Annotated in this window: 18 protein-coding genes; 14 read left to right on the top strand and 4 right to left on the bottom strand. The window is 63.6% G+C overall.

All coding sequences use genetic code 11. From position 1 onward, the window contains the following. Positions 1 to 14 precede the first annotated feature (14 nt). Positions 15 to 1,397 (top strand): UDP-N-acetylmuramate:L-alanyl-gamma-D-glutamyl-meso-diaminopimelate ligase, encoded by a 1,383-nt coding sequence (gene mpl, locus AC1DYS_RS16270; protein ID WP_477900942.1) that lies wholly within the window; start codon positions 15 to 17, stop codon positions 1,395 to 1,397. A 124-nt stretch (positions 1,398 to 1,521) separates the two neighbouring features. Here the strand turns inward: mpl and AC1DYS_RS16265 are convergent, their stop codons facing one another. Next, positions 1,522 to 4,284, bottom strand: a complete 2,763-nt coding sequence (locus tag AC1DYS_RS16265) for a zinc-dependent metalloprotease (RefSeq protein ID WP_477900940.1) — start codon at positions 4,282 to 4,284, stop codon at positions 1,522 to 1,524. Between the two features lie 165 nt (positions 4,285 to 4,449). On the opposite strand from AC1DYS_RS16265, the gene AC1DYS_RS16260 reads away from it, so the two are divergent. From AC1DYS_RS16260 to AC1DYS_RS16200, 13 genes are all read left to right on the top strand, one after another. Then, the gene (locus AC1DYS_RS16260; RefSeq protein WP_477900938.1) at positions 4,450 to 5,040 is read left to right on the top strand and encodes a YqiA/YcfP family alpha/beta fold hydrolase; all 591 of its coding nucleotides are present in this window, start codon (positions 4,450 to 4,452) and stop codon (positions 5,038 to 5,040) included. Between the two features lie 32 nt (positions 5,041 to 5,072). Continuing rightward, positions 5,073 to 7,124 (top strand): ribonuclease catalytic domain-containing protein, encoded by a 2,052-nt coding sequence (locus AC1DYS_RS16255; RefSeq protein ID WP_477900936.1) that lies wholly within the window; start codon positions 5,073 to 5,075, stop codon positions 7,122 to 7,124. A gap of 7 nt (positions 7,125 to 7,131) precedes the next feature. After that, positions 7,132 to 7,998: an energy transducer TonB gene (locus AC1DYS_RS16250; protein WP_047493576.1), complete on the top strand. Its 867-nt coding sequence runs from the start codon at positions 7,132 to 7,134 to the stop codon at positions 7,996 to 7,998. An 8-nt stretch (positions 7,999 to 8,006) separates the two neighbouring features. Then, positions 8,007 to 8,840: a shikimate dehydrogenase gene (gene aroE / locus AC1DYS_RS16245; RefSeq protein ID WP_477900934.1), complete on the top strand. Its 834-nt coding sequence runs from the start codon at positions 8,007 to 8,009 to the stop codon at positions 8,838 to 8,840. A gap of 12 nt (positions 8,841 to 8,852) precedes the next feature. Next, positions 8,853 to 9,617, top strand: coding sequence for a transglycosylase domain-containing protein (locus AC1DYS_RS16240; protein ID WP_477901906.1), 765 nt, complete (start codon positions 8,853 to 8,855; stop codon positions 9,615 to 9,617). Positions 9,618 to 9,676: 59 nt separating this feature from the next. Continuing rightward, positions 9,677 to 10,273: a hypothetical protein gene (locus AC1DYS_RS16235; RefSeq protein WP_477900933.1), complete on the top strand. Its 597-nt coding sequence runs from the start codon at positions 9,677 to 9,679 to the stop codon at positions 10,271 to 10,273. Then, positions 10,270 to 10,797: a TlpA family protein disulfide reductase gene (locus AC1DYS_RS16230; protein ID WP_477900931.1), complete on the top strand. Its 528-nt coding sequence runs from the start codon at positions 10,270 to 10,272 to the stop codon at positions 10,795 to 10,797. The genes AC1DYS_RS16235 and AC1DYS_RS16230 overlap by 4 nt, the downstream gene beginning before the upstream one ends. A 73-nt stretch (positions 10,798 to 10,870) precedes the next feature. Beyond that, positions 10,871 to 11,329, top strand: a complete 459-nt coding sequence (gene aroQ, locus AC1DYS_RS16225; protein WP_477900930.1) for a type II 3-dehydroquinate dehydratase — start codon at positions 10,871 to 10,873, stop codon at positions 11,327 to 11,329. 69 nt (positions 11,330 to 11,398) lie between these two features. Beyond that, on the top strand, positions 11,399 to 11,857 hold the full coding sequence (gene accB / locus AC1DYS_RS16220; RefSeq protein WP_477900929.1) for an acetyl-CoA carboxylase biotin carboxyl carrier protein: 459 nt from the start codon (positions 11,399 to 11,401) through the stop codon (positions 11,855 to 11,857). 8 nt (positions 11,858 to 11,865) lie between these two features. Then, positions 11,866 to 13,215, top strand: a complete 1,350-nt coding sequence (gene accC / locus AC1DYS_RS16215) for an acetyl-CoA carboxylase biotin carboxylase subunit (protein WP_477900928.1) — start codon at positions 11,866 to 11,868, stop codon at positions 13,213 to 13,215. A gap of 123 nt (positions 13,216 to 13,338) precedes the next feature. After that, positions 13,339 to 14,229, top strand: a complete 891-nt coding sequence (gene prmA, locus AC1DYS_RS16210) for a 50S ribosomal protein L11 methyltransferase (RefSeq protein ID WP_477900927.1) — start codon at positions 13,339 to 13,341, stop codon at positions 14,227 to 14,229. A 22-nt stretch (positions 14,230 to 14,251) separates the two neighbouring features. Then, entirely contained in the window at positions 14,252 to 15,274 is a 1,023-nt protein-coding gene (locus tag AC1DYS_RS16205; protein ID WP_477900926.1) for a zinc-ribbon and DUF3426 domain-containing protein, read from the top strand. Between the two features lie 62 nt (positions 15,275 to 15,336). Further along, positions 15,337 to 16,245, top strand: coding sequence for a carbohydrate kinase family protein (locus AC1DYS_RS16200; protein ID WP_477900925.1), 909 nt, complete (start codon positions 15,337 to 15,339; stop codon positions 16,243 to 16,245). A gap of 78 nt (positions 16,246 to 16,323) precedes the next feature. Here the strand turns inward: AC1DYS_RS16200 and AC1DYS_RS16195 are convergent, their stop codons facing one another. The 3 genes from AC1DYS_RS16195 to AC1DYS_RS16185 form a co-directional block, all read right to left on the bottom strand. Beyond that, positions 16,324 to 16,818, bottom strand: a complete 495-nt coding sequence (locus tag AC1DYS_RS16195) for a histone H1-like DNA-binding protein (protein WP_477900924.1) — start codon at positions 16,816 to 16,818, stop codon at positions 16,324 to 16,326. A 219-nt stretch (positions 16,819 to 17,037) separates the two neighbouring features. Continuing rightward, positions 17,038 to 18,210: a ribonucleotide-diphosphate reductase subunit beta gene (locus AC1DYS_RS16190; protein WP_047493543.1), complete on the bottom strand. Its 1,173-nt coding sequence runs from the start codon at positions 18,208 to 18,210 to the stop codon at positions 17,038 to 17,040. 148 nt (positions 18,211 to 18,358) lie between these two features. After that, positions 18,359 to 21,271 carry a ribonucleoside-diphosphate reductase subunit alpha gene (locus tag AC1DYS_RS16185; RefSeq protein ID WP_477901904.1) on the bottom strand — a complete coding sequence of 971 codons (2,913 nt, stop codon included), beginning with the start codon at positions 21,269 to 21,271 and terminating at the stop codon, positions 18,359 to 18,361. Positions 21,272 to 21,317: the final 46 nt, after the last annotated feature.

The raw sequence follows: 21,317 nt of genomic DNA, 5'->3' as shown, positions 1-21,317 counted from the left end.
TAGAATCGATCCCCATGCACATTCACATCCTCGGCATCTGCGGCACCTTCATGGGCGGCTTGGCAGCGTTGGCGCGCGAAGCGGGCCACAAGGTCACAGGGTGCGATGCCGGCGTCTACCCGCCGATGAGCGACCAGTTGCGCGCGCTCGACATCGAGCTCATCGAAGGTTGGAGCGCGGACCAGCTCGCCTTGAAGCCCGATCTCTTCGTCATTGGCAATGTGGTCTCGCGCGGCAACCCGCTGGTCGAAGCCATTCTCGATGCCGGCCGGCCCTACACGAGTGGGCCGCTGTGGCTGGCCGAGAACGTATTGCAGGGTCGGCATGTGTTGGCCGTGGCCGGCACGCACGGCAAGACCACCACCACGTCGATGCTGGCCTGGATATTGGAGAAGGCAGGCCTGCAGCCCGGCTTCCTGGTCGGCGGCGTACCGCAGAACTTCGGCGTGTCGGCCAAGCTGGGGAACGTGAATGCCCCCCCCGAGGGCGGCGTAGGCAAGCCGTTCGTCATCGAAGCCGACGAATACGACACCGCCTTCTTCGACAAGCGGAGCAAGTTCGTTCACTACCGGCCGCGCACCGCCGTGCTCAACAACCTCGAGTACGACCACGCCGACATCTTTCCCGACCTCGCCGCCATCGAGACGCAGTTCCACCACCTCGTGCGCACCGTGCCTGCGACGGGTCGGCTGGTCGTGAACGCACGAGAAGAATCATTGCAGCGCGTACTCGAGCGCGGCTGCTGGAGCGAGGTGGTGCGCTTCGGTACCCGCAAGGAAACGCCCGGCGCGCTGCGCGCCCGCGGCGAACCGCATGCCTTCGACGTGCTGCGCGGCAGCCTCAAGATCGCCCGCGTCGACTGGCATTTGCTCGGTGAGCACAACCAGCTCAACGCGCTTGCGGCCATCGCTGCTGCCGAGCACGTGGGCGTGGCGCCCGAGGTCGCCGGCAAGGCGCTGTCGAGCTTCGAGAACGTGCGCCGCCGGCTCGAGCTGCGCGGTGAAGCGGGCGGCGTGAAGGTCTACGACGACTTCGCGCACCACCCCACCGCCATTCGCACCACAGTGAACGGCCTGCGCCGCAAGGTCGGCATGGAACGCATCCTCGCGGTGTTCGAGCCACGCTCCAACACCATGAAACTCGGCGCGATGAAAGCCCAGCTGCCGTGGGCACTGGAAGAAGCCGACCTGTCGTTCTGCCACCAGGGCAACCTCGGCTGGAGCGCCAAGGAAGCACTCGCGCCGATGGGCGACAAGGCCATCGTCATCGACACCATCGATGCCTTGGTCGCCGCCGTGCGCAAGGTCGCCCGCCCCGGCGACCACGTGCTGTGCATGAGCAACGGTGGCTTCGGTGGCATCCACGAAAAATTGCTGGCCTCACTCAAACCGCAGTAAGGCTGTCGCTTGCACGAGCGAGCGACAGCGAGCGCAACCTCAAGCAACGCCCGCGGATCCGGCTTTGCCGGTCCGCCAGGTGGCGCCCCTCGGGGGCAGGAGCGCCAGCGACTGGGAGGCCCTACTAACTCCGCAGCATTGACGCGCGCAGGGCCTCGGTCAGCTGAGACAAGCTGTCCTGCAGATGAGCGCGGCTCTCCACCGACAGACGGCCATTGGTCGAAGCGCGCTTGAGCTGCGTCTGAAGTTCCGTCGCATTCATGCGCACCAGGCTCAACGCATCAGCCGGCAAGCCGGCATTGCGAAGCAGCAGGCCTTGCATCCGCTTGAGGTGTTCGCGTTGCAGATTGCGACGCAGGCGGTCGATTTCCTTGCCGGTCTTGAGCTCGCTCCACACCGCGCCCTGCAGCGTGGTGTAGACCTCGGCCAGCGAGATGATGCTCCGCTTGTTGGAACTGCTCACATAAGAAGGCAGGTCGAGCAGACGCGAGGCGGTGCCTGGGCCCAGCAAGCGGTCCATCGCGGCGGTCTGCAGCTGCAGCACCGTCGACGGGATGCTCACCGGGCCTCCGCGCTCCCATTCGTTGTAGTCGGGCGAGAGGCTCGAGAGGAACTCCGGCTTGAAGCGGAAGCTGTCGGCATTGAACACGCCGGTCGCCAGGAACTGCAAGGCCTCGCGCTGCTTGGCCGGCTCGACCGGTACATAGGCGGCGCGCCCGGTGGTGCCCGGCAGATCGCGAACGGTGTGCATGCCACCGACGTACTTGCCCACCAGCTCGGTGGCGCGGCCCAGCTGGCGGAATCCGCTGAGCAGCACACGGCGCTGGCGCGTGGCCTCGTCGCCTAGCTGCGGCGCGCGGTTTTGCACCCGTTGCCACAGCTCGCGCGAGAGCTGCAGGCGCTTCTCGTAGTAAGCCAACGGGTCATCGCCGAGGTCGAAGCGGTTGACGAGCGGGTCGATGCCATCGTTGCCCGCGCCACCACCGGCATCGGCATCGTCGGCGTAGGCCAGCAGCGGATCGGTGCTGCGCCCGGCAATGCGCGACAGCTCCGCCGCCTCGTCCGCAGGAGGCACCGACTTGTACGCGTACTCGATCGCCCAGTAGTCGTACGGGCCGAGGGTGGTGTTGTTGAACGCGCCCTGCTTCTCGCCCCGCACCGCGAGGTTGTAGGCGTTGTAGTCCATCACCGAGCCGGAGATGCCGTTCTTCTCGGTGAACTCCTTGTCTTGCAGCTTGGCGCGGCTGATGACGGTGGAGCCTTTGAAGTTGTGCTTGAGGCCCAGCGTGTGACCCACCTCATGCATGATCGTGTCCTTGATCACCGATTGCACGAAGGCCTCGGCCTCGGGGCTGTCGGGTGCGAGATCGCCGCGCGCTTCGAGCAGATCGAGCGCAAAGTCCATCTCGGCAGCGGCCTCTTGGGCGTAGTTGCAATAAGCGGCCTGAGCAGCGCGCCAAGGCCCCGCTCTGTTCAGCGACGTGGCCGCCGCGCTGGTGCCGACGTCTTCAACGATGAAGCGCCGCGAGCCGCGGCCGAAGACATCGCTCATGCCGATGTCGGCATCGATGATCTCGCCGGTGCGTGGGTCGGAATGGTTGGGGCCGATGGCAAAGCCGACGTCGGCACCGACGAACCAGCGGATCGACGCATGGCGCGCATCCATGTCATCCCACTCTGCATCCTCCGGCTGCTGGCGCACGACGATGGCATTCTTGAAGCCGATCTTCTCGAATGCCTTGTTCCACTCCAGCACACCTGCCTCGACCGACTTGCGGTACTGCGGCGGGATGTTCTTGTCGAGCCAGTAGACGATGGGCACCTTGGGTTCGGACAGCTCGGCCGCCGGGTCCTGCTTCTCGAGGCGCCAGCGGTTGACGTAGTGCACGCGCGGGTTGGCCTTGAGATCCGTGCCGAGGTCGGTCACGACGTCGAAGAAATGCCCCAGACGCGGATCGGTGATGCGAGCAGGCATCGGCTGCTCGGGCAGGCGGGTGAAGCTGTATACGAAGCCCACGAACATGCTGCGCGCATCGGGTGTGGTGGACGGTGGCGGAGGCACCGGCACCGGGCTCGGCACCAGCGGTGGCGCCGACAGCCGGCTGGTCGAGAAATGCACCCGCGCGTTAATGGTGGTGATCTCGTCGCTGACCCGGGTCTTCTCGAAGAACGAGTTGCCGCGGTCGAGCGAGAACGGCATGCGGAAGGCTTGCTCGATCCGCGTCGAATAGCCCGGGATGTCGGTCAGCAGAAAGCTCGCATCGATGAGCACCGATTTGCGCTGCGGGTGAGGCGCGCTGGCAATGGCGGCCGAGCCGAGCAAACTCTGCGAGAAGCCCTGCTCCACCGCCGTCTTCATGCCAGGGGTGCTGCTCACGTAGCTGGTGTTGAGCGCGATCAGCTGCATCTGGCTGGTGCCGATCTTGCGGAAGCTCGCGAGCCATGACGGGCCCATCTGGCTCGCGTAGAGACCGCGCTCGCCGACCGAACTGCCGACGTTCACCGACATCAGGAAAGGCTGGTCCAGCCGTTCGGCCGGGATCTCCAACCAGATCTTGTCGTCCTTGCGCCAGACAGGCACGAACCCGGCCTGCTGCGTGGCACCCTTGATCACTTCGTCGAAGGGTTTTGGCTGACCGGGATCGGGCGGCTTGGGCGCATTCGCAGCAGCCCCAGAAGCCGCCGATGCCGGGCTCGCCGGAGCAGCGGAGCCGACCGGCGCCGGCACCGCCGCCGTGTTGGCGGCCACCGCAGAGGTGGGTTTTGCCTTGGCCGCATTCGTGGTTGGCGCGTGTGTCGCGCAGGCCTGCAGGATCAGAACAGCGGTGAGGCCAAGCGTCCTTGGAGAACACAGCCCGACGAAGCGGCCAGGATTCGAATCTTTCACGAGAAGGTCCTTGTGAGCGACGATGCGAAGAGGTCAGTTTAGGGTCGATCTCGTATCGCCTCGTATCGCTAAGTGTGTTGCCGTTCGGAGTCGGGCAAACTTCACGCCTTGGCGTTTGCCGTGCACGGCGCAACGCTTCGAGCAGACCTATTGCCGACCAGTTCCATGACCCCCACGCACTTGCTGTACCTGCACGGTTTTCGGTCGTCTCCCCAATCGGCCAAGGCGCGCCGCATGGCCGACTGGGTCGAGAAACATGAACCGCGGCTGACCTGGTGGTGCCCGCAGCTTCCGCCTTCACCGCGCGAAGCCATCGAGCTGCTGGCGCGAGGCGTCTCGGACTGGCCGATCGGGCGCACGGTGATCGTCGGCAGCTCGCTGGGCGGCTTCTATGCCACCGTGATGGCAGAGCGCCTGCGCTGCAAGGCCGGCCTGCTCAACCCGGCCGTCGACCCGGCGCGCGACCTGAAGCGCCACATCGGCGAAACCAAGGCCTGGCACAGCGAAGAGCGCTTCTTCTTCCTGCCGGCGTATCTGGATCAACTGCGCGACATGACGCCTGCCCGGCTGGCCCACCCCTCGCGCTACTTCGCAGTCATCGCCACCGGCGACGAGGTGCTGGACTGGCGCGAGATGAGCGGGCGTTACCGGGGCGCCCACCTTCGCATCGTCGAAGGCAGCGACCATGCGCTGTCGGATTTCGACACGCATTTGCCACACCTGTTGCACTTCCTAGGGCTCGCGCGGTCGCCCTGAGGCGGGCCCCTCTTCAGGCGACAATCTGGGCCATGTACGCATTGTTTGAGGATGCCGGCAAATTTCTCGCCGGCCGTGTGATGTCCGAGGCCGACAGCTCGATGCAGATCGAGCTCGACTCGGGCAAACGCGTGAAAGCCAAGGCAGCCAACGTGCTGCTCAAGTTCGACAAACCCGTCCCGGCCGAATTGCTCGCCGAAGGGCAACGCCTGGCAAAGGACATCGATCTCGACCTGGCTTGGGAATTCGCACCCGACAGCGATTTCGGCTTCGCCGATCTGGCACGCGATTACTTCAGCGCGAATGCTGGGCCGGCCCAGCAGGCCGCGGCGCTGTTTCGCCTGTTCGAAGCGCCGCACTACTTTCGCCGTCTCGGCAAGGGCCAGTTCAAGAAGGCGCCCGAAGAGATCGTGAAGGCCGCGCTGCTCGGCATCGAGCGCAAGAAACTCATCGCCGCGCAGATCGATACCTGGGCCCGCGAGCTGGTGGCCGGCACCTGCCCGGCACCGGTGCGCGAGCAGCTGTACAAGATCCTCTTCAAGCCAGACAAGAACGCCGCCGAGTACAAGGCCGTGGTGGAGGCCTCGAAGCTGGCGCAGAAGGCGCCGCTCGATCTGCTGACGTCAGCCGGCGCCATCGACTCGCCGTATCAGTTCCACTGGCGGCGTTTCTTGTTCGAGAACTTCCCCAAAGGCACCGGCTTCCCCGCGCTGCAGGCCCCAGCGATCAAGGACCCACTGCCGCTTGCGACCGTGCAGGCGTTCTCGATCGACGATTCGCAGACCACCGAGATCGACGATGCCTTGTCGGTGCAAGGCCTGGGCAGTGGTACCGTGGTGTTCGGAGTTCACATTGCCGCGCCGGGCCTCGCCATCGCACCGGAAGGACCGATCGACAAGGTAGCGCGTGACCGCCTGTCCACCGTCTACATGCCCGGCTACAAGCTGACCATGCTGCCCGACGAGGTGGTGCAGACCTACACCTTGATGGAAGGCCGTGACTGCCCGGCCGTGTCGCTCTACGTCAGCTTCGACGAAGCCACGCTCGCCGTGAAGAGCAGCGAAACGCGGCTGGAGCGCGTGCCCATCACCGCCAACCTGCGGCACGACCAGCTCGACAGCGTGATTACCGAAGCCACGCTCACAGGTGAAGCGCCGGCGGGCTATGCCTTCGCACCCGAACTCGCTTTTGCGTTCCGTCTCGCCCGCCATCTCAAGGCCGGTCGTGAGGTGGTGCGCGGCAAGCCGGAGCTGTTCAACCGGCCTGACTACAACTTCCGACTCGAAGGCAACGACGGCAGCGAACCGAAAGGCGACGAGCAGGTGCTGATCAGCACACGCACGCGCGGCGCACCGCTCGACTTGATCGTGGCCGAGGCGATGATCCTCGCCAACAGCACCTGGGGCGGCTGGCTCAATGAGCTGGGCGTGCCAGGCATCTACCGCAGCCAGGCCAGCATGGCGCCCGGCGTCAAGGTGCGCATGGGTACCAAGGCCGCGCCGCATGCCGGCATGGGCGTGGCGCAGTACACCTGGGCCACGTCACCACTGCGCCGCTACGTCGACCTGGTGAACCAGTGGCAGATCATCGCTTGCGCGCGCCACGGCCGCACGGCCGCACTGGCCGCGCCATTCAAGCCGAAGGACGCGGCGCTGTTTTCCATCATCTCGAGCTTCGACGAGGCCTACACCGCGTACAACGGTTTCCAGTCGGGCATCGAACGCTACTGGACGCTGCAATACTTGGCGCAGCACGGCCTGCAGGAGATCGATGCCGCAGTGATGAAGGATGGCCTGGTGCGCTCCGACGACCTGCCGCTCGTGTTCCGCGCTGTCGGTGCAGAGCGACTGCCACGCGGCGCTCGGGTGCGGGTGCGCATCAACGGCACCGACCTGCTGACGCTCGATGTGCATGCCAGTGTGCTGCAGCGCCTGGATGACCCGAGTACCGAGGCCGATGACGCCGTGATCGACGACAGCGAAGATCAGGCAGCCGGACCGCTGACACTGGCCATCGACATGGCCGACGACGGCAAGGAAGCCCCCGCAGACGAACCCGCGGTAGCATCGGCGCCCGCTGTTTGAACCGCTCATGGCGAAGAAATTTTCCGTTCTGCAGATTGCGCTGACCACCTCCATCGCCGTTCACGCGGCGCTGTTGGCTTGGCCGGCCATCGACCCAGAAGGCTTCAACCGCACCTTCCAGGACACGCCGCTCGAGGTGATCCTGGTCAACTCGCGTTCCAGCGAGGCACCGTCCAAGGCGCAGGCGATTGCCCAGCGCAACTTGGCAGGCGGCGGTGAAGTCGACCGAGGCCGCGCGACCTCGCCACTGCCCAGCTCCGACCTGACCGAGCTCGGCGAATCGGCCGAAGACGCGCGCAAGCAGATCGAGCAGTTGCAAGAAACGCAATTGCAGCTGCTGGCTCAGGTGCGCAAAGAGCTCGCCACACTGCCGCAGCCTGACCCGAAGCGCGACCGCGGCACCCCGCAAGACCGCTCGCAGGAAGAACGCCGCCGCCAGCTGCTGCAGCTTCTGGCCGAGATCGAAAAGCGGATCAACGAAGAGAACGCCCGCCCAAAGAAGCGCTACATCAGCCCGTCGACGCGCGAAGAGGTCTACGCCATTTACTACGACCAGTTGCGCCGCAAAATCGAAGACCGCGGCACGCGCAACTTCCCTGAATACCAAGGCAAGAAGCTCTACGGCGAGCTGACGATGATCATCACCGTCGATTCCGCCGGCCGCATCGTCGAGACCGAGATCGTGCAGGCTTCGCAGTCCAAGCTGCTCGACAAGCGGGCCATCTCCATCGTGCAGGCCGCGGCGCCGTTCGGCTCGTTTTCTCCAGCGATGAAGAAGCAGGCCGACCAGTTGGTGATCCCGACGCGCTTCCGCTTCTCGCGCGAAGAAGGCTTCGAAACCTCCGTCGCCGGCCCGACCCAGAAAACCCAGTGAAGCATTCCGTGGACCGCTACGTCGTGGCCGGCAACCCGGTCGAGCACAGCCAATCACCGTTCATCCACGCCCAGTTCGCCGAAGCGACCGGACAGCCCATGGTCTACGACCGCTTGCTGTGCCCGCTGGACGGCTTTACCGACAGCGTCACGGCCTTCGCCGCCGCTGGCGGACGTGGCTGCAACGTCACCGTACCGTTCAAGTTCGATGCCTTCAGGCTGGCAGCTCGCCACAGTGAACGCGCCGCCTTGGCGCAAGCGGCCAACGTGCTCAGCTTCGAGGCGGCAGGTTGGGTCGCGCACAACAGCGACGGCATCGGCCTCGTCCGAGACATCGAGCGCAATGCCGGCGTCCCGTTGCGCGGCACCCGCGTGCTGCTGATCGGCGCAGGTGGCGCGGCCGCCGGCGCGCTCGGGCCGCTGATCGAGGCCGGCCCCGCTGAGCTGGTCGTCGCCAACCGCAGCCTCGACAAGGCCCAGACGTTGCTGGAACGCCATGCTTTCTTGGCAGAGCAACATGGCACCGCTCTCAGCGCAAAGCCGTTGGCCGGATGCGGCACGGCGTTCGACGTCGTCATCAACGCCACCGCAACCAGCCTGCAAGGCGCCGCCATTCCCGTCGCAGCCGACGTGCTGCGCGCGGACGGGCTGGCGCTCGACATGATGTACGGCCCGGCCGCCGCCCGCTTCATGGGCTGGGCCGAGCAACACGACGCACGCTCACGCGATGGGCTGGGCATGCTGGTCGAGCAGGCAGCGGAAGCATTCTTCATTTGGCGCGGCGTCCGCCCCGATACCGCGCCGGTGCTGAGTGCCTTGCGCGCCCGGCTGTCGGCGAAATAAGCGGCGGCCATGATGAGACAGGTCGCGCGCGTCCTCAGCCTGCTGGTGATTTCCGCCTTGGCGTTGCAGCTCTACTTTCTGGCGCGTGTCGGCCTGATGCTGGTCGTCGACCCGCAGTCCACCACCTTCCAGCGCTCGGAAATCCATCGCTTGGTGAAGGAACAGCACCGGCTGCTGTGGAGCCAGCAATGGGTGGGCGAAGAACGGATCTCCGATAACCTCAAGCGTGCGGTGATTGCGTCTGAAGACGCGAGCTTCCTGGACCACAGCGGCGTGGAGTGGGATGCGCTCGAAAAGGCGTGGGAAAAGAACCAGCGCGCTGAGGCCCAGGCCGAGAAGATCAACGAACGGCAGCTTCGCCAAGCGACGCGCAGCAACAAACCGGTTGCCGTGAAGCCGGCGACCGTCAAGATCGTGGGTGGCTCCACCATCACCCAGCAGTTGGCCAAGAACCTGTTTCTGGCGGGTGAACGCAGCCTCGCGCGCAAAGGGCAGGAATTCGTCATCACATTCATGCTCGAAGCCTTGCTGCCCAAACAGCGCATCCTCGAGATCTACCTGAACAACGTTGAATGGGGCGAGGGCCTGTTCGGCGCCGAAGCGGCCTCGCGCCACTACTTCCACGTCAGCGCCAACCAGCTTGGCGGCTTTGCCGCGGCCCGGCTGGCGGTGATGCTGCCGGCACCCAAGCGCTTCGAGAAACGCCCGGGCTCGGCCTACGTGCTAGGCCGAGCCTCCACCGTCGCCGCCCGCATGAGTGCGGTAGAACTACCGTAGCCCGCCCAGCCGCCGTCGCATAGCGACGTGGGGGCATGGCATCTCCCTAGAATCTGCGAATGAGTTCTCACTTGAGTGCCGAGTTGGCCAGCGCAGCCGCGCGCCTGATCGTCGAGGAGGGCATGGAATACGGCCCAGCCAAGCGCCGTGCCGCGAAGGTGATCGGCAAGCACAGTGTTCGCCCGGTCGATCTGCCAAGCAATGACGAGATCGAAGACGAAGTCCGCGCCTATATAGAACTCTTCTGCGCTGACACCCAGCCTGCCGAACTGAAAGCCATGCGTGAAGTTGCCATTCTGTGGATGGAGCGGCTGCAGGCCTTTCGCCCCCACCTCACCGGCGCAGTGTGGCGCGGTACCGCCACGCGCCTGAACAGCGTGCACTTGCAGCTGTTCTGCGATGACTCCAAGGAGGCCGAGTTGGCACTCATCGACAAACGTGTCGACTACGACGTCGGCAGCCTGGACGGACCGCGGGGCAAGCCGATCGACGTGTTGACCGTCAGCAGCATGAGCGCCGAACTCGGTGAATCGGTGACCGTCCACCTGACCATCCTCGACCACGACGATCTGCGCGGCGCGCTCAAGCCCGACGCCCGCGGCCAGTCAGAGCGGGGCGACCTGACCGCTTTGCGTCGTCGGATGGAGGGTGCATGAACCGGCGTCAGATGCTAGCGACCGGTGCGGTGGCCGCCGTTGCTGCTGCCGGCGGCGCCGGGTGGGCTTTGTGGCGAGCGCGCTCCGACTCCGCCTTAAGTGATGCAGAACAGTCTTTGTGGACCCAGCGCTTCGACCGGCCGGGTGGCGGTGAACTTGCGATGGGCGCGTTGCGCGGCAAACCATTGGTGCTGAACTTCTGGGCGACCTGGTGCGCGCCCTGCGTGAAGGAAATGCCGATGCTCGACGCCTTCCACCGCGAACACCAGGCACAGGGCTGGCAGGTGGTCGGCTTGGCGGTCGACGGACCGACTCCAGTGCGCGAGTTTCTGACCAAGGTGCCGGTGGCCTTTCCTATCGGCCTGGCCGGGTTCACGGGTGTCGACTTGGCGAAATCTCTGGGCAACGAACGCGGCGGTCTCCCCTTTAGCGCCGTCTTCGACAGGCAGGGAGTTGTCGCTTTTCGAAAATTGGGAACTATCACGCCAGAGGATCTAGGGGCCTGGGTAAAGAAGTTGTCCTAATTTCGCTTCTTGAGCCGAACGGCGCGCAAAACGCGTAAAGTTCAGCCTTCGCTTTTGAAGTGCCTCCCGGCTCATGCAGATTCTTGTCCTTCACGGCCCCAACCTCAACCTGCTCGGCACACGCGAGCCTGAGGTCTATGGCGCCGTGACTTTGGATCAAATCAACGCAGAACTAACGAAAATCGCCGCCGAAGCAGGCGCCACGCTCGCGACTTTCCAAAGCAACCACGAAGGCGCGTTGATCGATCGCGTGCAAGCGGCCCGGCAGGACGGCACGGTTTTCATCGTCATCAACCCTGGAGCCTTTACACACACCAGCATTGGCCTGCGCGATGCCTTGGCCGGTGTTGCGATTCCGTTCATCGAAGTGCACCTGTCGAACGTGCATCGCCGGGAACCGTTCCGCCAACATTCCTATTTTTCGGACCTCGCCGAAGGCGTGATCGTTGGGTTGGGTGCAGATGGCTACCGTCTCGCCCTCAGCCACGCATTAACGCGTGGCGCAAAAAACCGGCCGACAAAATCGGCTTGAGCTGCGCCGGCCGCCTGAGGGCGGTGGCCGAAGCTTTCATACAAACAAACGACAGGAGTTGGAGAACACATGGACCTGCGCAAACTCAAGACGCTGATCGACCTGGTGTCTGAATCAAACATTTCCGAACTTGAGATCACCGAAGCCGACGGCAAGGTTCGCATTGTCAAGGCCGACCCGCATGCCATGGTCTCTGCGCCGCAGATGACGTATGCCGCAGCGCCCGTGGCCGTCGCGCCGCCGGTTGCAGCCGCAGCCGCCCCTGTGGCCGAGGTGGCCGCTCCCGTCGAGACGGGGCACACCGTCAAGTCGCCGATGGTCGGCACCTTCTATGGGGCGGCCAGCCCCGGTGCGAAACCTTTCGTGACGGTGGGCTCCACCATCAAGGAAGGCGAGCCAATCTGCATCATCGAAGCGATGAAGATCATGAACGAGATCGAGGCCGACAAGTCGGGCACCGTGACCAAGGTTTTCTGCGAGAACGGCCAGGCCGTCGAGTTCGGACAGCCTTTGTTCATCATCGAATAAGGCGCTGCATGTTCAAGAAGATACTGATCGCGAATCGCGGGGAAATTGCCCTGCGCATTCAGCGCGCATGCCGCGAAATGGGCGTGAAGTCGGTCGTTGTCTATTCAGAAGCCGACCGCGACGCCAAGTACGTGAAGCTTGCCGACGAAGCCGTCTGCATCGGCCCGGCCGCTTCGGCGCAGAGCTACCTCAACATGCCGGCCATCATCTCGACTGCCGAGGTGACCGATGCCGAGGCCATCCACCCCGGCTACGGCTTTCTCTCGGAGAACGCCGACTTCGCTGAGCGCGTGGAGCAAAGCGGCTTCACCTTCATCGGGCCAACGCCCGAGTCGATCCGCACCATGGGCGACAAGGTCTCGGCCAAGCAGGCCATGATCAAGTCAGGTGTGCCTTGCGTGCCAGGCTCTGAAGGCGCGCTGCCCGACGACCCGAAGGAAATCATCAAGCAGGGCCGCGCAGTCGGCTACCCGGTGATCATCAAGGCTTCGGGCGGTGGTGGTGGCCGCGGCATGCGCGTTGTGCACACCGAAGCCGCGCTGATCCATGCCGTGCAGACGACGCGTGCCGAGGCCGGTGCGGCCTTCGGCAACTCGGCCGTGTACATGGAGAAGTTCCTTGAGAACCCGCGCCACGTCGAGATCCAGGTGCTGGCCGACGAGCACAAGAACGCGGTGTGGCTGGGTGAGCGCGATTGCTCCATGCAGCGCCGCCACCAGAAGATCATTGAAGAGGCGCCGGCACCGGGTATCCCGCGCCGCGTGATCGAACGCATCGGCGACCGTTGCGCCGCCGCCTGCCGCAAGATCGGCTATCGGGGCGCGGGCACCTTTGAGTTCCTTTACGAGAACGGCGAGTTCTACTTCATCGAGATGAACACCCGCGTGCAGGTGGAGCACCCGGTCACCGAGTTGGTCACCGGCATCGACATCGTGCAAATGCAGATCCGAGTGGCCGCTGGCGAGAAGCTGCCGTTCACGCAGCGGCAAATCCAGATGCGCGGCCATGCGATCGAGTGCCGGGTGAACGCGGAAGACCCGTACAAGTTCACGCCATCGCCGGGGCGCATCACAACCTGGCACGCGCCCGGAGGCCCAGGCGTGCGGGTCGACTCGCATGCGTACACGAACTACTTCGTGCCGCCCAACTACGACTCGATGATCGGCAAGATCATCACGCATGGCGACACCCGCGACCAAGCCTTGGCACGCATGCGCATCGCACTGTCGGAGACGGTGGTCGAAGGCATCCAGACCAACATCCCGTTGCACCGCGAGCTGATGGCCGACGCCAAGTTCATCGAGGGTGGTACCAGCATTCACTACCTTGAAGGCTGGATGAGCGAGCGAAAGAGGTGATGGCCCCCCCAGTCGCTTTGCTCCTGCCCCCAAGGGGCGCCGCCCATTGGGCCGGCAAAGCCGGTCCCTTCGGGCGTTGCTTGATAGGTGCATCGCTTCGCTTGCACGACGAGGTCGTTTGCGATGGTTGAGTTGTTGCTGCTGGTGCCGGAAGACTTGGTCGAGCCGGTATCCGACGCGTTGATGGATGAGCTCGACGCGCTTTCGGTGTCGGTTGAAGATGCTGATGCCAATACCGCGTCTGAACACGCGCTGTTCGGCGAACCCGGCATGCCGGCACCGCGTGGTGGCTGGCAGCGTTCGATCTTGAAAGCTCTGTTCGCGAACGATGAGTTGGCGACGGAAGCCGCCACCTTGTTATTGGCGCAAGATTGGGCGGCCGGTGTGCACCTGCAATCGCTGCAAGCCCTGCCTGATGAAGACTGGGTGCGGTTGACGCAGTCGCAGTTCGCGCCTGTTGCGGTGACATCGAGTTTCTGGATCGTGCCGAGCTGGCATCAGCCGCCGGCAGAAGCGAAGCAGGTGATCCGGCTCGATCCCGGGTTGGCCTTCGGCACCGGCACGCACCCGACGACGCGCATGTGCCTTCGCTGGACGGCGCAACATGCCCAACCTTGGCCGCGCGTGCTCGACTACGGTTGCGGCTCCGGCATCCTCGCCATCGGCGCGGCATTGCATGGCGCGAAGCACATCGACGCTGTCGATATCGACCCCGCGGCGGTAACGTCGACCTTTGCCAATGCACAGGCCAACGGCGTGCAGTTGAACGCCGGCTTGCCCGACGCAGCACAAGGCAACTACGCCCTTGTGTTGGCCAACATCCTTGCGACGCCGCTCAAGTTGCTGGCGCCTTTGCTGTGCGGGCATGTGCAGCCTGGCGGTGATCTGGTGTTGGCCGGCATCCTCGAGCGCCAGGCCGACGAGTTGAAAGAGGCTTATGCGCCGTGGTGCGCTCTCACGGTGAGCGACAGCGAAGACGGCTGGATTCTCATGACGGCACGTCTTACGCAATGAAACCTCATGGCATGATTTCGCCATGAGCCTGGCCACCCGTTGCACCACCTGCGGCACCGTCTTCCGAGTCGTTCAAGACCAGCTCAAGGTCTCTGAGGGCTGGGTGCGGTGCGGCCGGTGCAATGAGGTCTTCAACGCCATCGAAGGCTTGTTCGACCTGGAGCGTGACGCACCGCCGAACTGGAAGCCGCCCTCTGCGCCACCTGCACCGCTCGCGGCCACCATCACGGCCGCCTTCGAATCTCATCCTCAGCAGCCCGAGCCACCCGACGATGACGACGAGGTGTTTCAACTCAGCGACGGCGACCGCATTCACTCCCGCTTCTTCCAGCCCGAACAGGCCGACGTAGAGCAGACACCGGCGCAGGCGCTCAAGGCGCGCGACCGGGTCGACTTCGCCGATGCGCAGTTCAATACCGCGCTGCTGGCCGACGGCGCCCCCAGCAGGCCCAGTGGCAAGAGCAAGGGCACAGGCATCGCCCGCTCCTCCGTGAAAGAGGCTCGAGCCAAACTCGAAGCGGCACGACGTGGGCCTGGCTTCGTTCAACAGGCCAAGCAGCGCGAGCGTTGGCGCAGCCCGGCAATGCGCGTCATGTTGTCGGTGTTGTCCCTGCTGCTGATCGGTGGCTTCGTGGGGCAGACGGCTTATCACTTTCGCGACCTGTGGGCGGCTCAATGGCCGTCGACGCGCCCGTGGTTGGCGCAAGGCTGCGAGTGGCTGCACTGTCAGATCGGCGCGCCCCGCCGCATCGACGATGTGGCGGTGGAGAGCAGCACGCTGTCGCCTGCGCCGGGCGGTACGGGCTATCGGCTGGCCGTCGTATTGCGCAACCGCGGCGCTTTGTCGCTGACCATGCCGTGGGTTGACTTGAGCTTGACCGATCCGAGCGGCCAACTGGTGTCGCGCCGCGCCCTTGGGCCGAGTGACTTCCGGGTCAACCCTGCGGTGCTCGCGCCCGGCAGCGAGTCCAATCTGCAGCTTGTGCTGGCGTCCACGACCGGGCAGCGCATCAGCGGCTACACCGTCGAAATTTTCTACCCCTGACATCAACGCGGGGCCGCTGAACGGGCGGCCCGCTGCGGTCCCCTCAGTATCTGGAGCTTCCCATGCCTGCCTTGATTTGCGGTTCTCTAGCGTTCGACACGATCACCAACTTTCCCGGTCGCTTCGCCGAGCAGATTCTTCCGGAGCAGATGCACATCCTCAACGTGTCGTTCCTTGTACCCACCTTGCGGCGCGAGTTCGGCGGTTGCGCGGGCAACATCGCCTACACGCTGAGCAAGCTCGGCGGTGAGCCGCTGGTGATGGCTGCGGTCGGCTCGGACGGGCAGGACTATCTGGCGCGCCTGAAGTCGTGGGATGCGAGTACGGAGTTCGTGCGCGCCGAATCCGAGACTTACACCGCGCAGGCCATCATCATGACGGACGCCGACAACAACCAGATCACGGCCTTTCACCCCGGTGCCATGCAACTGGCCCATCGCTCGGCCGTGCCCACGGATCGCGGTGACATCAAGGTGGGGATCATTGCGCCGGATGGCCGCGATGCGATGCTGCAGCACGCCGAGCAGTTCGCCGCAGCAGGCATTCCGTTCGTGTTCGATCCGGGCCAGGGCTTGCCGATGTTCAACGGCGATGAATTGAACAAGTTCGTCAGCCAAGCCACATGGGTAGCGGTCAACGACTACGAAGGACGCATGCTGTGCGACCGCACGGGCAAGACCTTGGAGACGCTGTCGAAGTCACACCTGCGCGGCGTAATCGTCACTCTTGGCGCAGAGGGCTGCGACCTCTGGCAACAAGGTCAGTGCACTCATGTTCCTGGTATCAGGGCCGAACAGGTGCTTGACCCAACAGGCTGCGGTGATGCGTTCCGTGGTGCGTTGCTGTACGGCCTGGAGCGCGGCTGGCCCCTGGAGCGCTGCGTCGTGCTCGGCAACCATGTCGGCGCATTGAAGATCGCCAGCCGTGGCGGGCAGAACCACTTCATCGACAAGGCCGTGCTGGAGCTGTGACCCACCTGCACCGCTTGTCTCAGCGGCCATAAAAAAACCCGGCCGAAGCCGGGTTTCGTACTCTCAGAACCTTATCACTCAGGGCTTGGCGCCCGTCGGGAAAGGCCACGCTGCAGCAGGGCTCAGCGCGGTTTTTGCAGCCGGAGCTGCTGCGGGCTTCGCAGCAGGGGCAGCAGGAGCTGGCGCAGCCTTCTTGGCAGCGGGCTTCTTTGCCGCAGGCTTTTTGGCCGCAGGCTTGGCCGCAGGCTTGGCAGCAGGCTTTTTCGCGGCTTTCTTGGCCGCAGCCTTCTTAGCCGGCTTCTTGGCAGCAGCCTTCTTGGCAGCTGGCTTCTTAGCAGCAGCCTTCTTGGCAGCCGGCTTCTTAGCAGCAGCCTTCTTGGCAGCTGGCTTCTTAGCCGCGACCTTCTTCGCCGCTGGCTTCTTGACAGCAGCCTTCTTGGCAGCAGGCTTCTTCTTAGCCGCGACCTTCTTGGCTGCCGGCTTCTTCGCCGCGACCTTCTTCACAGCAGCCTTCTTAGCCGCCGGTTTTTTCACTGCGGGTTTCTTAGCCGCAGCCTTCTTTGCAGTTGCCATTACATTTCTCCTTGATCAAGTTGAAAAAACACCGCTGTGTTCCGACGCCATGTCGACACCCAGCGGCAATTCACCACCCGAAAGTCTGCCCAGGAGGGGCGCTCCGGTGCGATGAATACGGTTGCGAGACGCTGATCACCGCTTCTGTGTCGGTGAATTCAAGCGACCCGCGAATCTTGATCTGCCACATACGACCTGATTTGCTGTTTTGCAAATACGTCAATCCCACGAGAGCGCGCCACCGGATTGGTACTCGATGACACGCGTCTCGAAGAAATTGCGCTCTTTCTTCAGGTCAATCATTTCGCTCATCCACGGGAACGGATTTTCTTCGTTCGGGAAGAGCTCTTCCAAACCAATCTGCGTTGCACGCCGGTTGGCGATGTAGCGCAGATAGCCTTTGAACATCGATGCGTTGAGGCCCAACACGCCGCGAGGCATGGTGTCTTCAGCGTAGCGATATTCCAGTTCGACCGCTTTCATGAACAACGCCTTGATTTCGGCCTTGAAGTCGGCCGTCCACAAGTGCGGGTTCTCAAGCTTGATCTGGTTGATGAGGTCGATGCCAAAGTTGCAGTGCATCGACTCGTCGCGGAGGATGTATTGGTACTGCTCGGCGGCACCGGTCATCTTGTTCTGGCGACCCAGCGCAAGAATCTGTGTGAAGCCGACGTAGAAGAACAGGCCTTCCATCAGGCACGCAAAAACGATCAGCGACTTGAGCAGCGTGCGATCGTTCTCCGGCGTGCCGGTGACGAAGTTGGGATCCATGATCGCGTTGATGAACGGGATCAGGAATTCGTCCTTGTCGCGGATCGACTTGACTTCGTTGTACGCGTTGAAGATCTCGCTCTCATCGAGACCCAGCGACTCAACGATGTACTGATAAGCGTGCGTGTGGATCGCCTCTTCGAACGCTTGGCGCAACAAGAACTGGCGGCATTCGGGCGCCGTGATGTGGCGGTAGGTCCCCAGCACGATGTTGTTGGCGGCCAGCGAATCGGCAGTGACGAAGAAGCCGAGGTTGCGCTTGATGATGCGGCGCTCGTCTTCGGTCAAACCGTTCGGGTCTTTCCATGTCGCGATGTCGCGCGACATGTTCACTTCTTGCGGCATCCAGTGGTTGGCGCAAGTGGCGAGGTATTTTTCCCAAGCCCACTTGTACTTGAACGGCACCAGCTGATTGACGTCGGTCTTGCCGTTGATGATTCGCTTGTCGGCAGCTCTAACGCGGTGTGTGCCGACTGCCACTGCAACGGATTCGGCAGCATGTGCAACTGCAGCTTCGAAGACAGGAGTCGGAGCGACTTCGCGCGCTTGAGAGGGCATGCTCTGCGCGGGGCTCGTTTTGTGAGATGACGAGGGTTTAAGGTCTTCTTCCCAAACCAACATAAGTGGATTTCCTGTGCGTCTGAATTATGAGAGTGTTGTGTCTAAACACCAAGCACTTATTGACTTTGCGGCCGCTTCGCTGTTGCTGTGTCGCATCGAAAATCAATGCTGCACAGCAACTTGATTCACGTCGAGAGAGCGACGCTCATCACTGACACGCTTCGCATGTCGGGTCATCGATTGCGCAGAACTTGATGTCGGTCGCAGGCTCTGCATCGACTGCCAAACCAGTCGGCGCAACCGCTGCAACAGCAGCCATCACCGGTGCTGAACTTCCGCTCGACACCGAGTTCATCTGACCCGCTTTCACCGTCGATTTTTCAGTCTGCGATGCGCTGATCGTGCGCAAGTAGTAGGTGGTCTTGAGGCCACGCAACCAGGCGAGCTTGTAGGTCTCGTCGAGCTTTTTGCCCGATGCGCCAGCCATGTAGATGTTGAGCGACTGCGCTTGGTCGATCCACTTCTGGCGGCGTGCCGCAGCTTCGACGAGCCACTGCGTTTCGACTTCGAATGCGGTGGCGTACAAGTCCTTCAGGTCTTCAGGCACGCGGTCGATGCGGCGCAGCGAACCGTCGAAGTGCTTGAGGTCCATGACCATCACGTCGTCCCACAGACCGAGCTTCTTCAAGTCACGAACCAAGTACTCGTTCACGATCGTGAACTCGCCCGACAGGTTGGACTTGACCGACAGGTTGCCGAACGATGGTTCGATCGATGCGCTGACGCCGATGATGTTGGAGATGGTCGCGGTCGGTGCGATCGCCACGCAATTGGAATTGCGCATGCCGTGCTCGCTGATGCGGCCGCGCAGCAGGCCCCAGTCCAGCGTGGTGCTGCGGTCCACTTCGACGTAGCCGCCGCGCTGCTCGGCCAGCAACTCGAGTGAGTCGATCGGCAGGATGCCGCGGTCCCACAGCGAACCGCGATAGCTGGAGTAGCGGCCACGTTCCTTGGCGAGCTCGGTCGAGGCCCAGTAGGCGTAGTAGCAAACAGCTTCCATCGACTGGTCGGCGAACGACACGGCGGCATCGGAGGCGTAGGGCGTGCGCAGTTCATACAGCGCGTCCTGGAAGCCCATGATGCCCAGGCCGACCGGGCGATGGCGCAGGTTGGAGTCACGCGCCTTCTTAACAGCGTAGTAGTTGATGTCGATTACGTTGTCGAGCATGCGCATCGCCGTGGCGACCGTCTTCTTCAGCTTGGCGTGGTCGATTACCTTGGCGCCATCCGCGCCGTCCGTCAGGTGGTGGACCAGGTTCACCGAGCCGAGATTGCAGACGGCGATCTCGTTCTCGTTGGTGTTGAGCGTGATCTCGGTGCACAGGTTGCTCGAGTGCACGACACCGACGTGTTGCTGCGGCGAGCGAACATTGCAGGCATCCTTGAAGGTGATCCAGGGATGGCCGGTCTCGAACAGCATCGAGAGCATCTTGCGCCACAGGTCCGAAGCACGCATGGTCTTGAAGAGCTTGATCTCGCCGCTCGCCGCCTTGGCTTCATAGCCGGTGTAGGCCTCTTCGAAAGCCTTGCCGAACTTGTCGTGCAGGTCGGGGCAGGTGCTGGGCGAGAACAGCGTCCAGTTGCCGCCTTCCATCACACGGCGCATGAACAGGTCGGGAATCCAGTTCGCCGTGTTCATGTCGTGGGTGCGACGGCGATCGTCGCCGGTGTTCTTGCGCAGCTCCAGGAACTCCTCGAGGTCGAGGTGCCAGCTTTCCAGGTAGGCACAAACTGCGCCCTTGCGCTTGCCGCCCTGGTTGACGGCAACAGCAGTGTCGTTGACGACCTTGAGGAAGGGAACGACGCCCTGGCTCTTGCCGTTGGTGCCCTTGATGTGCGAGCCGAGCGCTCGCACGTTGGTCCAGTCGTTGCCCAGGCCGCCCGCGAACTTGGACAGCAGCGCGTTCTCCTTCAGCGCTTCGTAGATGCCGTCGAGATCGTCGGCCACGGTAGTCAGGTAGCAGCTGGACAGCTGCGAGCGGCGCGTGCCGGCGTTGAACAGCGTGGGCGTCGAGCTCATGAAGTCGAAGGTCGACAGCACTTCATAGAACTCGATGGCGCGGGCTTCGCGGTCGATCTCGTTCAGCGCCAGGCCCATGGCCACGCGCATGTAGAAGGCCTGTGGCATCTCGATGCGCACTTCGTCGATGTGCAGGAAGTAGCGGTCGTACAGGGTCTGCAGGCCGAGGTAGTCGAACTGCAGGTCGCGGTCGGCATTGAGCGCGGCGCCCAGCTTGGCCAGGTCGAACTGCATCAGCTTTTCGTCCAGCAGTTCGGCCTGCACGCCCTTCTTGATGAAGGTCGGGAAGTACTCGGCATAGCGGGTGTGCATCTCGGCGTGCAGCAGCTCTTCGCCGACGATTTCCTTGCGGATGGTGTGCAGCAGCAGGCGGGCAGTGGCGCGCGTGTAGCCAGGGTCCTTCTCGATCAGCGTGCGCGCCGCCAGGATGGCGGCCTTGTGCACTTCGTCGATGGGCACGCCGTCGTACAGGTTGCGCTTGGTTTCGGCCAGGATGGGTTCGGGCTTCACATCGGCACCCAGGTCGGCACAGGCCGACTCGACGAGCGTCTGCAGGCGGCCCATGTCGAGCGGCACACGCTGGCCACGGTCGGTCACCATCAGCAAAGGCTCGGCCACCACCGCCGGCACGCCTTGCTTGGCGCGCTCTTGCGAGCGGCGCTCGCGGTACAGCACATAGGCCCGTGCCACTTCATGATGGCCACCACGCATCAGGCCGAGTTCGACGTGGTCTTGCACGTCTTCAATGTGAAAGGTGCCGCCGCCCGGGCGCGAACGCAGCAAGGCGCGCACGACCGACTCGGTCAATCCGTCCACCGTCTCACGTACGCTGGCCGATGCAGCGCCCTGGGTGCCATGCACGGCCAGGAATGCCTTCATCAAGGCCACGGCAATCTTGTTGGGCTCGAAGGACACCACCGCACCGTTGCGGCGAATGATCTGGTAGCCCTGGTAGGCGGACGCGGCAGTGCCGGTCGGCGCCGCGCCGGAACGTGGAGCGGCGAGCGGGTTGGCGGTGGGAGAGGAGACGGTTTGCTGCATGGTGTTCCCTGTCGTCATGTCGGTTCGGTGGATATCAATCTCACGC

The sequence above is a fragment of the Rhizobacter sp. P2_G4 genome (assembly GCF_056403575.1).
Note: the sequence above shows the minus strand (reverse complement) of the source record. Positions and strands in the feature narration are given on the sequence as shown.

Bases quoted from the DNA above. Each gene is read 5' to 3' on its own strand.
- mpl (WP_477900942.1), top strand. From the start codon at position 15: ATGCACATTCACATCCTCGGCATCTGCGGCACCTTCATGGGCGGCTTG.
- AC1DYS_RS16260 (WP_477900938.1), top strand. From the start codon at position 4,450: ATGACCCCCACGCACTTGCTGTACCTGCACGGTTTTCGGTCGTCTCCC.
- AC1DYS_RS16255 (WP_477900936.1), top strand. From the start codon at position 5,073: ATGTACGCATTGTTTGAGGATGCCGGCAAATTTCTCGCCGGCCGTGTG.
- AC1DYS_RS16250 (WP_047493576.1), top strand. From the start codon at position 7,132: ATGGCGAAGAAATTTTCCGTTCTGCAGATTGCGCTGACCACCTCCATC.
- AC1DYS_RS16240 (WP_477901906.1), top strand. From the start codon at position 8,853: ATGAGACAGGTCGCGCGCGTCCTCAGCCTGCTGGTGATTTCCGCCTTG.
- AC1DYS_RS16235 (WP_477900933.1), top strand. From the start codon at position 9,677: ATGAGTTCTCACTTGAGTGCCGAGTTGGCCAGCGCAGCCGCGCGCCTG.
- AC1DYS_RS16230 (WP_477900931.1), top strand. From the start codon at position 10,270: ATGAACCGGCGTCAGATGCTAGCGACCGGTGCGGTGGCCGCCGTTGCT.
- aroQ (WP_477900930.1), top strand. From the start codon at position 10,871: ATGCAGATTCTTGTCCTTCACGGCCCCAACCTCAACCTGCTCGGCACA.
- accB (WP_477900929.1), top strand. From the start codon at position 11,399: ATGGACCTGCGCAAACTCAAGACGCTGATCGACCTGGTGTCTGAATCA.
- accC (WP_477900928.1), top strand. From the start codon at position 11,866: ATGTTCAAGAAGATACTGATCGCGAATCGCGGGGAAATTGCCCTGCGC.
- prmA (WP_477900927.1), top strand. From the start codon at position 13,339: ATGGTTGAGTTGTTGCTGCTGGTGCCGGAAGACTTGGTCGAGCCGGTA.
- AC1DYS_RS16205 (WP_477900926.1), top strand. From the start codon at position 14,252: ATGAGCCTGGCCACCCGTTGCACCACCTGCGGCACCGTCTTCCGAGTC.
- AC1DYS_RS16200 (WP_477900925.1), top strand. From the start codon at position 15,337: ATGCCTGCCTTGATTTGCGGTTCTCTAGCGTTCGACACGATCACCAAC.
- AC1DYS_RS16195 (WP_477900924.1), bottom strand. From the start codon at position 16,818: ATGGCAACTGCAAAGAAGGCTGCGGCTAAGAAACCCGCAGTGAAAAAA.
- AC1DYS_RS16190 (WP_047493543.1), bottom strand. From the start codon at position 18,210: ATGTTGGTTTGGGAAGAAGACCTTAAACCCTCGTCATCTCACAAAACG.
- AC1DYS_RS16185 (WP_477901904.1), bottom strand. From the start codon at position 21,271: ATGCAGCAAACCGTCTCCTCTCCCACCGCCAACCCGCTCGCCGCTCCA.